Genomic DNA, 12,730 nt, shown 5'->3' on the forward strand with positions numbered 1-12,730 from the left:
GCCACCATGAAATATTCAATCGCGACTGTGTGCTTGTCTGGCACGCTAGAACAAAAAATGCATGCTGCCGCTAAAGCGGGCTTTCAAGCTATTGAGATCTTTGAGAATGACCTCACTCAATACCGCGGTTCCGCTTCTGACGTTAAACGCATCGCAGACAGCCTTGGCTTAGAGATTCTTGTACTGCAACCTTTTCGCGACATGGAAGGCATGCCAGCTCACCTCCGCCAAAAAAAGTACAGCATGCTTGAGCGCAAGATGGACCTCGCCCACCAGCTAGGCACCTGCCGTTTAATGATGTGCAGTAACGTGCATCCTCAGTCATCTCCAAACGTTGCACAGTGTGCTGAAGATTTATACGCATTAGCAGAACTGGCAAAGCGTGAAGACATGCAATTAGGCTATGAAGCTCTAGCATGGGGTCGCCACATTGCCGATTATGATGACGCTTGGAACCTAGTGAAAACAGTCGACCACCCTAACCTTGGTGTGGTTCTCGACACCTTTCACATGTTTGCACGCGGAAACACATTGGATACGTTGAAGAACGATATTCCAGTCGATAAAATCGCTCTGGTTCAAGTGGCCGATGCACCAAAAATGCAGATGGATATTCTTCAATACAGCCGCCACTATCGTTGTTTTCCTGGCCAAGGTGACTTCCCAGTTATCGATTTCGTAAAAGCGCTTAAAGACAAAGGCTACAACGACTATTTATCCCATGAAGTCTTTAACGATGAGTTCCGTTCATCAGCGCCAATCGAGAAAGCGATCGATGGTGTGCGTTCTTTGAAATGGCTAGAAGATCAAACTAACGACGCGTTCAATGCACCTAAGATCCACGACCTCAGCTTTATTGAATTCGCAGTTAAAGAGCGTGAGAACAACCCTTTCTCGGATGTGATTGAGTCTCTAGGCTTCAAAAAGACTCATTGCCATAAGAGTAAGAATGTTGATTTATACCAACGCGGTGACATCAACTTTATATTCAACTACGAGAAGAATTCAAACGCGCAAAATTACCGTGAAGGTCATGGTGAATCGGTATGCGCGCTCGGCGTTATCACTGAAGATTCAAGCCGTCTTGTTGAATTAGCGAGCCGTTACAACAGCCCAACCATTCATCAAACACGTCAAGAGAATGAACTAGATATCCCTACTCTCAAAAGCTCTGGCAACTTGCTGATTCACCTTCTTGAAGAGAACGAAGCATCGAAGTTCTATGAAGTAGATTTTGAACCGGTCCTGGACCAAGCATCGATGGATGACAACTTCACTCGCATTGACCACATGGGTCAAGTTGTAGCGCCTGACGCACTGCTGTCTAACCTGTTCTTCTATAAATCTATCTTCGGCTTTGTACCTGAAGAGAGCTTTGACTTGCCAGATGTGAATGGCCTAATCACTAGCCGCACCATCAAGAGCGCTAACAGTAAGATCAAGATTGCATTGAACAGCACCAGTGCTAAGCAAACCTCTGCTCAACGTTTCTTGAATGACTCTAATGGTGCAAGCATCAACCAAATTGCCATGGAGTGTAAAGACATCTTCTTAGCGGTTCAGGATCTCTCTCCTATCTATCAGTTGAAGATCCCAAATAATTACTACTTGGATATTCAAGCGCAATTTGATTTACCCGATGAGTTGATTCAACGCCTAAGTGAAAACAACATTCTGTACACGGAAGACGAAACAGGCAGCTTCTTCCATTTCTACACCAAAGAGATCAATGGCTTGTTCTTCGAAGTCGTTCAACGCGTAGGAGACTACAGCAAATACGGCGAGACTAACGCGTTCATTCGTCTAGCGTCACAAGCGAATCAGTTCTAACAGGCATTGTTACCTAACTTTTTTCACCAAATATATCCGTTGGATACAACCTCACTTGTATGGCAGCAGATATATTAACTTACTTAACTTGCTATTTTTCTTCTTGAGCTTTGCTGCACTTTACTCATATTCGGTAAGTGCAGCTTTTTTTGTCTAGGTTCTGGTGTTTTTAGTTCATGGGCTTGTAGAAGGGCTAACAAGTTTTTGGGCAAGAGCTTCTTAGTGCACTCATCCCGATGCAGTCGAGTGCACTGTGTTTTACCCTACTTCAGAAAACCAAGCCGTAAAAAAGCCCCTAGCGATGCTAGAGGCTCAATTTTGCTGCTTATGTTGATTAGAGGTATTAGTCGTCTAATAAGAACTGAATGGCTAAGCCGTAACCTTTAGTTCCCATACCAATCACTGTGCCTGCGGCTACAGGCGAGATGTAAGAGTGATGACGAAATGCTTCGCGCGCGTGAACATTTGAGATATGCACTTCAATAACAGGAACATCGACGCCTTTGATTGCGTCATGCAAAGCTATTGATGTGTGCGTGTAAGCGCCTGGGTTGAATACCACGCCTACGCATTCACCGGCAGTAAATTCACGACCGGCTTTGTGCACGGCATCGATCAACTGACCTTCGGTGTTACTTTGAAAGCATTCGACTTCGCAATCATATTTAGCGGCTAACTTGCGGCAGTTTTCTTCTACGTCTGCCAGTGTTTCATGACCATATTGCTGAGGCTCGCGAGTTCCTAATAGGTTTAGGTTTGGTCCATTCAACACTAATAATTTTTTCATTGTTCCTTTCCTTACTTCTATCCTTAGACGGGATTTGAAAATTGATTTTGACGAAATTGAGATAGCTCTTGGGGTGTTAATTCACGGTCGGTGAACAGTTGAAACGCATCAACCGCTTGATGAAAAAACAGTTCAAAGCCAGTTAAAACCGCGAGGTTCGCCCCCATCGCAGCTTTGATAAATTCAGTTTCAATTGGCGTGTACACAGCGTCAAATACCCACATCTGGTTCTCTATCCAATGACTTGAGATAGGTATGCCCGGTGTCTTGTAATGCCCTATTGGAGTGCAATTAAGAATGCCATCCGCCTCTCTAACGTGCTGCTCTAACGTTGTCTCTGTAAGACAAGTTACCTTAACATTTCTTTTTTCTAACAGCTGAGCTAAACCATGCATTTTTTCGGTATCACGGTCATAAAGCGCGATATGTTCTGCTTCTAATTCTGTTAGAGCCGAAGCCACCGCTTTACCCACACCGCCACAGCCTATAAGCACTGTTTTACCGGGCTTACAATGCCGAAAAACATTGTAGGCATTAATAAAGCCAGAGAAATCTGTGTTGTAAGCAAACGTACCTTCTGGGCGAAAAACTAATGTATTGGATGCTTCAACTATTTTCGCTGACGTATCCAAAAAGTCAGCCACTTGAACCGCCATCTCTTTATAGGGATAAGTCACATTAGTAGCGTGAATATTGCTTTCTTCCATTTGAGATGAATGCGCTCGAAAATCGAATATGTCTCCACTCTCTAATGGGCTTAATTGATAATCGAGCTCTATATTAAGTTGTTCCGCTAATAGGTTATGGAACTCGGGTGACTTGGATTTATCAATATTGGCACCAATAAGTCGACAATTAATCATTTCACTTCACCTTCTTCGGAATTTTATTTAAAGCTACCAGAATCACGTTATTCAACGCTAATCACTTTTATTCAACACCTATTCATTTTTTATTTTCTATGGCACCAACCCATATGGAATATCGCTTTTTCGTTGCCGTCATTGCAGCTCTCTATCTCAAAATCTTATACCTTCGAAATAAATTGAAATAGTCGAGAATAAGCCTTGGTCGTTATAGTTGTTAGCAACAAAAACAACAAAGGACTGCCGAGATGATTATCGACTGCCATGGACACTACACAACCACACCACCTCAGGTGGGCGACTACCGCGAAAGCCAAAAAGCGGCGCTAGCTGAAAACCCAAACCACATTGGTAGCAAAGGTTCAATTCACATTTCAGACGATGAGATTCGCGAAAGTATCGTAAATAATCAACTTCGTTTACAGAAAGAACGTGGTACGGATTTAACGATTTTCTCTCCTCGAGCAAGCTGGATGGGACATCACATCGGCAATGAGCACACGAGCCGCTTTTGGACAGAACATCAAAATGATCTTATTCGTCGTGTGTGCGACCTTTTCCCTCAAAACTTTGCACCGGTTGCTCAACTGCCGCAATCACCAGGCATTGACCCTTCAAAATCGGTTTCTGAGTTGGTTCGCTGTGTTGAAGAGATGGACTTCATCGGCTGTAACTTGAACCCAGATACAACGGGTGGCTTTTGGAAAGATGCCTCTTTGGGCGATCGTGCTTTCTACCCTCTGTATGAAAAACTGGTAGAGCTAGACGTACCCGCAATGATCCATGTAAGCGGCTCTTGTAACTCATGTCTGCACACCACAACTTCGTATTACTTGGGCGCAGACACGACGGCTTTCCAACAATTAATGACGTCTGACGTGTTCAAAGACTTCCCTGAGTTGAAAATCATCATCCCACACGGTGGTGGCGCAGTACCTTATCACTGGGGTCGTTTCCGCGGTATCGCGCAAGATATGGGATTGCCACCGCTTGAAGAAACCGTGTTGAACAATATCTACTTTGATACTTGCGTTTATCACCAGAAAGGCATCGACCTACTGCTTGATATCTTGCCAGCGAAGAACATCTTGTTCGCTTCAGAAATGATTGGCGCAGTGCGCGGTGTTGACCCAGAGACGGGCCACTACTATGACGACACGAAACGCTATATTGATGCCAGTGACAAGGTCACGGCCGAAGAGAAATCGATGATTTTTGAGGGCAACGCTCGTCGCGTATTCAGCCGACTAAAAACATCTTAATGCCACTCTGCCCATTTTAAGAATGGGCACTTCAAACAAACTTTCTCTAAAAAAAAAGAAGCATAAGCAAAGAGCAAAAGGAATTCATCATGAGTCAGAACATCGTTGTTCAACACATTAAACGTGCAGACAAAGAGATCATTGAAGGCTTACGCAAATGTGGCGTAGCAACCATTCATGAATCACAAGGTCGCCGTGGTTTATTGGCCGATTACATACGCCCTATTTTTCAAGGTGACGCCGTTGCAGGTTCAGCGCTAACAATCTCAGGAGCTGCTGGCGACAACTGGATGATGCACGTTGCCATCGAGCAAGCGAAAGCGGGGGACTTTTTGGTGTTCGCCCCTACTTCACCTTCAAACCACGGCTTCTTCGGTGATTTATTAGCAACGTCAGCACAGGCACGTGGTGTGGTTGGCTTAATCATTGAAGGCGGTGTTCGTGATACTCGTGACTTACGCGAAATGAATTTTCCTGTGTGGTCAAAAGCCGTATTTAGCCAAGGTACCATCAAAGAAACGCTAGGTTCAGTCAATGTTCAGATGACGTGTGCAGAAGAAATCATTAATCCTGGTGACATCATGGTCGCAGACGAAGACGGAGTGGTTGTGGTTCGCCGTGAAGAGGCTGAACAAGTACTGCATGCGTCACTAGAGCGTATGGAGCACGAAGAAGCTAAACGCGTTCGCCTAGCGAATGGTGAGCTTGGTCTAGACATCTATGACATGCGTGGTCGATTAGAAGAAAAAGGCCTGAAGTATGTCTAATCAAGCGCCATGCATGTGGATGAGAGCTGGCACCTCAAAAGGCGCCTACTTTCTGAAAGATGATTTACCTATCAACTCTTCTGAACGCGATGCATTTTTGCTGTCGGTGATGGGCTCGCCAGATGAACGCCAGATCGATGGTATAGGAGGGGCTGACCCTCTAACATCTAAGGTCGCGATCGTTGAACCATCGAGTCGAGAGCATGTAGACATCGACTACCTATTTCTACAAGTGTTTGTCGACCAAGCATTGGTTAGCAGCAAACAAAACTGTGGAAACATCCTTGCAGGGGTCGCTCCTTTTGCTATCGAGCGTGGGTTAGTTGAAGCCAAAGAAGGAACTACATCAGTTCGTATCTTCATGGAAAACACACAGCAAATCGCTACGGTAGAAGTTCAAACCCCAAACAAACAAGTGACCTATCAAGGCGACTGCCATATCGATGGCGTGCCCTCTTCATCAGCGCCAATTGCGGTAACTTTTGAAGATACTGCTGGCTCAACATGTGGTGCGTTAATTCCGTCAGGAAATGTTATTGATACAATTGACGGTATCGATGTCACTTTAATTGATAACGGAATGCCAGTTGTTGTGATGTGTGCGAAAGATCTCGGCATCACAGGTGACGAATCACGTGAACAACTCGACAATAACCAAGCTTTAAAACAGCGTTTGGAGTCTATACGGCTTCAAGCTGGTCCATTAATGAACCTTGGTGATGTTTCTGAGCTCTCTGTCCCTAAGATGTCTTTGGTCAGCGAGCCTCAATATGGCGGCGCAATCTCTACTCGCACATTCATCCCTCACCGTTGCCATGCTTCTATCGGTGTACTAGGCGCGGTTAGTGTTGCCAGTGCTTGCATACTCGATAACGCTCCAGCAAAACAACTTGCTCAAATCAACTCATCGAGCCAGGTAGAACAACTCGCTACACAAACTGAAACCAGCGTGAAAGTTGCTCTGGATGTAGAACATCCTATTGGAAAAATGAGTGTGGTTTTAGATATCAAAAACAACCAAGTTCAATCAGCTGCCATTCTTCGCACTGCGCGAAAACTGTTTGATGGCACAGTGTTTGGACACCAGTAACAACAAGGAAGAATAATGGACGCTGATTACCTACCGTTTCATCAAAACCCAAGTAAGCCTAAGTTTATAGCTCCGGCCGGTGCTGTCGACGCTCACTGCCATGTATTTGGCCCAGCGGCGCAATTCCCATATTCACCTAAGCGTAAATACACGCCTTGTGATGCTTCAAAAGAACAACTGTTCGCCTTACGCGATCACCTTGGCTTTAGTCGTAACGTGATTGTGCAGGCCTCTTGCCATAGCACCGACAACTCAGCATTGCTAGATGCCCTAGACAGCGCTGGTGAACTGGCACGCGGCGTGGCTTTCGTCGATGAAACTGTCACTGATGAAGAACTGCAAACCATGGACGCAGCAGGCGTGCGCGGTATCCGCTTTAACTTTGTAAAACGCTTAGTTGATACCACACCAAAAGACGTCCTTAAGAAAATTGCGGATCGCGTTCGACCTTTAGGTTGGCATATCGTGGTGTACTTTGAATCTCAAGACATCGACGACATTGCCCCTTTCCTCGACGAACTTGATATGACGGTTGTTGTAGACCACATGGGTCGACCAGACATCGCACAAGGTATTAATAGTGAAGCCTTTGCTAAGTTCATCCGCCTTATGGAAAACAACCCAAACATTTGGACAAAGGTCAGCTGCCCAGAGCGTCTAACATTAACACCACCAAACTATAGTGATGTTGTGCCTTTTGCTAAAACCTTGGTCGAGCGATTCCCTACCCGCGTACTTTGGGGTACAGATTGGCCACACCCAAACATGAAATCACACACACCTGATGATGGACACTTGGTTGATGTGATTCCACAGATTGCTGAAACCGATTACCTTCAACAAGCACTGCTTGTGACAAACCCAATGAAATTATACTGGCCAGAGAGTGAGTAACCGCAATGACTTATTTGAAAGATAAAGGAAATATCCCAGGCACCGTTTTGTTTGATGGAACAATGGCCATAAAAGGCTATGGCTTAAACAAGATGTGTTACACGCTAAATGGTCAGGCTGGTCGTGATGAATTCAAAGCCGACGAACAGGCATACTGTGACAAATTTGGACTGAGCGATGCTCAGAAAAAAGCAGTCCAAGAACGCGATGTATTGGCACTTCTAAACGAAGGCGGCAGTATCTACTACTTAGCGAAATTCGTTGGTATGTTAGGTTTAAACATGCAAGACATTGGCGCCATGCAAACAGGCATGAGCGTTGAAGAATTCAAACAAATGTTGGTTGAGGCAGGGAAATAATCATGGCTAGAGTTATTGGTGGTATCAGTACTTCACACATTCCTTCAATCGGGAAAGCGATTGAAAACAACCTTCAAGAAACAGAATATTGGCAGCCGTTTTTCAAAAACTTCCCGGGTATTCACGCTTGGTTAGAACAAGAGAAACCAGATGTTGCAGTTGTGTTCTACAACGACCATGGCCTTGAGTTCTTCCTAGACAAGAAACCAACCTTTGCTATTGGTGCCGCTGCGAGCTACATGAACGCAGATGAAGGCTGGGGAATCCCTACAATTCCAGCAATTCCAGGTGATCCTGAATTTTCTTGGCACATTTGTAATCATCTAGTTGAGAGTGAGTTCGACATCACTATCTGCCAAGAAATGAAGGTAGATCACGGTCTAACAGTACCAATGCAGTTGATGTGGCCAAACAACAGCTACTCACACATGAAGGTGATTCCTGTTTGTTTGAACGTAGAGCAACACCCTATGCCGTCACCTAAACGCTGTTACAACCTAGGTAAAGCGATTGGTGAAGCTATCGACTCTTACGATAAAGATCTAAAAGTTGTGGTGTTAGGTACTGGCGGCCTATCCCACCAGCTAGATGGTGAACGAGCGGGCTACATCAACAAAGAATTTGACCTGTACTGCATGGATAAGCTAATCAGCGACCCCGACGAGCTATCTAAACTGACGATTCACGATCTTATTGCCAATGGCGGTGCTCAAGGCCCTGAATTCATCATGTGGATGGGGATGCGTGGTGCATTGAATGGTGAGTTAAATGTTCTACAAAGTGACTATCACGCACCCATTTCAAATACTGGCGCAGGTACTATGTTGATTGAAAATAAGTAGTCGCTCCTCGACTCTAAACTTGATCGCTATTGAGCTTTTTCAGCCTACTCTTTCATGAGTAGGCTTTTTTGTATCACGACGCCAATTTCAGCACTTCATTACTGAACAGTTCGCGTAGCCACAAGTTCACGATGTCGTCATTGCGGTTGCTGTGCCAATACACGCTCAATGATGGTGTAAGGTATTCAAATGGCACTTCTAGCAACTTGATCTTGTCTTTATCAAAATACGCGTCCGCGACCCCTTTAGGGAAAGTTGCAATCCAATCACTGTTATAAATGGTGTCCGAAAAGTCAGCGATGGAATTGAGCTTTCTCGCCACCTTTCTTTCGGAAAAGATCGGGCTGTGAAGCTCGGTTAACTGGTTTACTCGATAATTATCATGCGTCAACATCACGTGCTTTTCAGCTAAGTAGCGTTCTAAAGTTATCTGTTCTTCTATCTGCGAGTGGTTTTGGCTGCATACCACGCACAGTTCATCGCCCCAGATCTCTTGGCTCTGCAGTGTCGGGTGGGCATTAGTAAGGTCGACGACAAGGTCGATCTTCTTCTCTCGAATATCCGTTGCCATGTCTTCTTTGATGTTCACCACTTCGATAACGCAGTTGGGGGCTTCTTTTTGAATCCTGTCCAAGATACGAGGCAAGATCACACTGCTTGAAATGCTCATCGCAGCAATTCTGAAGGTGTAATTACACTCTTTCGGGTCGAAATCGTGAGTTTCAGGGAGTGAGTGTGAAACCAGCTTATGTGCTTGCTTGAAGATTGGGTACAGGTCGTTCGCGACTGGCGTAGGCTCGAGTGTGTATGATTTTCTAACGAAGAGGAGATCCCGATATTCGTCTCTAAGCTGCTTTAGGTGCGCGCTGAGACTAGGTTGAGATATATTGAGCCTTTCTGCCGCGTACGTCAGGTTTCCTTCTTCATATATCGCAATAAAGTAATATATGAGGTTGAGGTTAAATCGTTTCATTCGAGCTCTTCAGGCAGTCATGTATTTAAATAAACGATAAAAATAATATCGTTTAAATGACTGTGAATTATCGCTTTCCATTCCCATATTTTAGTTAGGGTTATGACAGAACATTGTTAAAACGCCAAAACAAAATAACACGAACTAGTACGGTAGTATTTAAAGAATAAACTTCGAAAATAGGTAACAGACTGGTTTTTATAAAGATATAGGTTTTCCTGATATCTAGTATAGGCATGGCGTTATATTAGAAGACGCTTGAGTTTGACATAATTCCCGATTCCTAAATAGACACATATAGAAATAGAGAATGATGAACCGATTTGTAAAACCGATAATAATCTCAGCGAGCCTAGTGACTTTATTTGGCTGCGTAGGTAGTAACGCAGTAACTGGTAAACTAATGGAATTTAACGTTAAAGCCGTTGATAACCGTTACGCTCGTGGTGGCTTAAACATGTTACTTGCCCCTGCTTACGGTATTACCGTTGCTGCCGATTACATCGTGTTTAACTCACTGGAATTTTGGACGGGTAAGAACCCAATCAACAAGAAGCCACACATCTTCGATTCTAAGGTGGATACTTACATTGATGTTAATGACCAACTGGATGACAGCCTAACAGAAGCGCCTATCGACCCATTGGCAAAGCATGTGATTGACCACAGTGAAATGAAAGTACTTAACCAAGACGAAATCGCAATTGAGCTAACCTACAACGACGGTACTCGCGCGACTCTAACGGGTCAACGTTTCGGCGATGAAGTTCATTACTCTATTGATAACCAAGTGATTGCAAAAACAAGCTTGGAAGAGATGCAGATGTACATGGCTTCGGCTGAGCAGTCTTAAGTAACACAACAAAATAGCTAATGCACCCCCAAAATTTGCGCTCTTCATTAGATAGTGCACGCCTTTAGCTAGTAAATTAAGATAGTTTAAATATCACTAATAACAACAGTCAGTGCTTAAAAAAAAGAGGGTTAGCCATAAAGCTAACCCTCTTTTTTGTGTATTCATTCTGCGGCTATTTAGATGATCTTATCCCACCATTAGCTTACTCAACACTCACAAACCCGCTTCGTGAACCGTTCCCCAATTGAGCGCTGAATCTAATGTACGTTTACGCAGCGAGCCTATTCGTCTATTCGCTATTTAAGCAAAGAGTTGAACTTAATCAACGCTTGGCATTAATAAGCGAAATAAGGAGAGAAACGTTTGATATTGAGCTGACGAGTCATATTGCTCAGCTGCTCTTCTCGGGTATCTTGAAACTCATCCAATCGCTGGTAAATAGTGAAGTATCGATTGATGTTGGCGACGTATTTGACAGGCTCTTGGCTAATATTTTGTCTTGCGACCACTTCAACATGATTAAACCATTTATTTGGGTTGTAACCTTGCTTGGCGGCAAGCACGCGCATTCGTCTGATCTTAGCCGGCCCAGCATTATAAGCCGCTAAGCTAAAATGAATCTTGTCGATATCCGAGATTTCCGGCAAATCGAAATATCGGTCATAGATAAAACGCAGATACTTGCTGCCCGCATGAATATTGCTTTCTAAGTCGTAAACATTATCAATATCGACATACCAGTCTTTTGCGGTTTTAGGCATCACTTGCATAATACCCACCGCACCACGATGTGATATTTTTGAGTTATCCAAGCCTGATTCTTGAAAAGCCATCGCTAACAAAATAAACCAATCGATCTCGAACTTTTCCCCATAAACCATGAACAGCTTTTCTAGCTTGTCCCGCTCTTCATTTTGCATTGGGTTAGAGGCTCTATTCATCCATGACGTACTTTCGAGATAACGATTGTCGATGACATTACCCAGCAAAGTGCCCTGCTTTGAATCTTGCAAATATTGGTCGATTTTGGCTTTCAGTTGCGGGCTGTTTTTGCGAATCGCCCAAGCAATATCAGCATTGTGCCTAAAGGCAAGATTGCGATGGATTCTGATGTCTTGCTCTAAGTTTCCCCACAGTTCAAGCTTGTGACTATCCACGATGGTTGCGGTAATTTGTCCGCGTTTAATCAAATCGAGCAATTCAAGATCTTGGAGGTTGTCACTTAACAAGTGGATATAGATGGGCGCTAAACCGTTCTTCTCTAGCTGTTTATTCACTGAGTGAACGCTGCTGATATAACTGGAGTTTTGCTTTAACCAGACCTCTTTACCCTGTAACTGGGTGATGTCGTTAATCAAAGGGGTAGAACGGCTTGTCACTAGTAACTCATCAATGTCGCTACGAATGGGAATACTGAAATCGACCAATTGCTCACGCTGTTTGGTCACGGTTAGGTTAGCGATGGCAATATCACCTTGCCCCAGATTCAAAGCATTGAGTAGCTCACTCCGCTCAACCGGAATCACCTTAACGCGCAGTAAAGGGTCACGTAGCTTTAACTCTTGATCAAAGTAATAAATCTGCTCGGCAAGAATCCCTTTCGGCTTACCATTTTCAATATGATAGAACCCCATATCACCAGACACTAAGACACGCACAACGCCTTTTTCACGCAACGCAGAGAAGTCACCCACATAGGATTCGAGTGCGTTGTCGGGTATTTCAAAACCAAGAGTCGATTTGGAAATAAGTGAAAGAAAAACCAACACCTTCGATAAACGTGAAGCGCCATTAAAATTCGTCATATTCATTGTTCCTAATGCGTTTAAGCCAAAACCCTCAATAATGATAGGTGTTGCATGTGAGCTATCGGGCTAGAAGCGATTCAACGTAAAGGAACATTTCTTAACGTTGTTCGATTGCAATCTACGTTGATGGACAGAGTACGTTGATGTGTAAAGTGCGTTTGATGTTCAGAGCAATCTGGTGAGCGTTGTGGATCGTTTATGCGTTGCTTTGATTCGTTACTTTTTATCAAGGGAGGCGAATTATACCGGAAACCATCAAGTCCGAAATAACGCAGTGGCTATAGTAGATATAGGGTATTCCTATAACTGTTGTTGGTACTTGGCTGGCTCATTATCTAGCGTGCAATTGCCCCATAATGAGTCTTAATACTCTTCATTGAGAACAGAGTGCTATAA

General features: G+C 44.1%; 12 protein-coding genes. 8 read left to right on the plus strand and 4 right to left on the minus strand.

Features of this window, described 5'->3' with window-relative positions; translation table 11 throughout:
* Positions 1-6: 6 nt before the first annotated feature.
* On the plus strand, positions 7-1,830 hold the full coding sequence (locus HRQ85_RS11265) for a bifunctional sugar phosphate isomerase/epimerase/4-hydroxyphenylpyruvate dioxygenase family protein (protein WP_172379640.1): 1,824 nt from the start codon (positions 7-9) through the stop codon (positions 1,828-1,830).
* A gap of 343 nt (positions 1,831-2,173) precedes the next feature.
* On the opposite strand, the gene aroQ is transcribed toward HRQ85_RS11265, so the two are convergent.
* Both aroQ and HRQ85_RS11275 read right to left on the minus strand, forming a co-directional pair.
* Complete coding sequence (gene aroQ, locus HRQ85_RS11270) at positions 2,174-2,617, minus strand: type II 3-dehydroquinate dehydratase (protein ID WP_172379641.1); 444 nt, start codon at positions 2,615-2,617, stop codon at positions 2,174-2,176.
* Positions 2,618-2,640: 23 nt separating this feature from the next.
* Positions 2,641-3,480: a shikimate dehydrogenase family protein gene (locus HRQ85_RS11275; protein WP_253918854.1), complete on the minus strand. Its 840-nt coding sequence runs from the start codon at positions 3,478-3,480 to the stop codon at positions 2,641-2,643.
* Between the two features lie 251 nt (positions 3,481-3,731).
* On the opposite strand from HRQ85_RS11275, the gene HRQ85_RS11280 reads away from it, so the two are divergent.
* From HRQ85_RS11280 to HRQ85_RS11305, 6 genes are all read left to right on the plus strand, one after another.
* Positions 3,732-4,745: an amidohydrolase family protein gene (locus HRQ85_RS11280; RefSeq protein WP_050621175.1), complete on the plus strand. Its 1,014-nt coding sequence runs from the start codon at positions 3,732-3,734 to the stop codon at positions 4,743-4,745.
* A gap of 89 nt (positions 4,746-4,834) precedes the next feature.
* Positions 4,835-5,512 carry a 4-carboxy-4-hydroxy-2-oxoadipate aldolase/oxaloacetate decarboxylase gene (locus HRQ85_RS11285; RefSeq protein WP_172379642.1) on the plus strand — a complete coding sequence of 226 codons (678 nt, stop codon included), beginning with the start codon at positions 4,835-4,837 and terminating at the stop codon, positions 5,510-5,512.
* Positions 5,505-6,602: a 4-oxalomesaconate tautomerase gene (locus tag HRQ85_RS11290; protein ID WP_172379643.1), complete on the plus strand. Its 1,098-nt coding sequence runs from the start codon at positions 5,505-5,507 to the stop codon at positions 6,600-6,602. Before HRQ85_RS11285 ends, HRQ85_RS11290 begins: the two co-directional genes overlap by 8 nt.
* Before the next feature lie 15 nt (positions 6,603-6,617).
* Entirely contained in the window at positions 6,618-7,496 is an 879-nt protein-coding gene (locus tag HRQ85_RS11295) for an amidohydrolase family protein (RefSeq protein ID WP_172379644.1), read from the plus strand.
* Positions 7,497-7,501: 5 nt separating this feature from the next.
* On the plus strand, positions 7,502-7,855 hold the full coding sequence (locus HRQ85_RS11300) for a protocatechuate 4,5-dioxygenase subunit alpha (RefSeq protein ID WP_052878534.1): 354 nt from the start codon (positions 7,502-7,504) through the stop codon (positions 7,853-7,855).
* 2 nt (positions 7,856-7,857) lie between these two features.
* On the plus strand, positions 7,858-8,697 hold the full coding sequence (locus tag HRQ85_RS11305) for a class III extradiol dioxygenase family protein (protein WP_050644737.1): 840 nt from the start codon (positions 7,858-7,860) through the stop codon (positions 8,695-8,697).
* A 73-nt stretch (positions 8,698-8,770) separates the two neighbouring features.
* Here HRQ85_RS11305 and HRQ85_RS11310 read toward each other — a convergent pair whose 3' ends face one another.
* Positions 8,771-9,670 (minus strand): LysR family transcriptional regulator, encoded by a 900-nt coding sequence (locus tag HRQ85_RS11310; protein ID WP_050621181.1) that lies wholly within the window; start codon positions 9,668-9,670, stop codon positions 8,771-8,773.
* A gap of 310 nt (positions 9,671-9,980) precedes the next feature.
* Here HRQ85_RS11310 and HRQ85_RS11315 point away from each other — a divergent pair, with 310 nt between their 5' ends.
* A complete protein-coding gene (locus HRQ85_RS11315; RefSeq protein ID WP_048613988.1) occupies positions 9,981-10,523 on the plus strand; it encodes a DUF3332 family protein in 543 nt (180 codons plus the stop codon).
* Between the two features lie 338 nt (positions 10,524-10,861).
* Here the strand turns inward: HRQ85_RS11315 and HRQ85_RS11320 are convergent, their stop codons facing one another.
* On the minus strand, positions 10,862-12,331 hold the full coding sequence (locus tag HRQ85_RS11320) for a transglycosylase SLT domain-containing protein (RefSeq protein ID WP_367646128.1): 1,470 nt from the start codon (positions 12,329-12,331) through the stop codon (positions 10,862-10,864).
* Positions 12,332-12,730 lie beyond the last annotated feature (399 nt).

Origin of the sequence: Vibrio sp. Vb339 (assembly GCF_902751245.1) — a bacterium.
Classification (GTDB): Bacteria; Pseudomonadota; Gammaproteobacteria; order Enterobacterales; family Vibrionaceae; genus Vibrio; species Vibrio coralliirubri.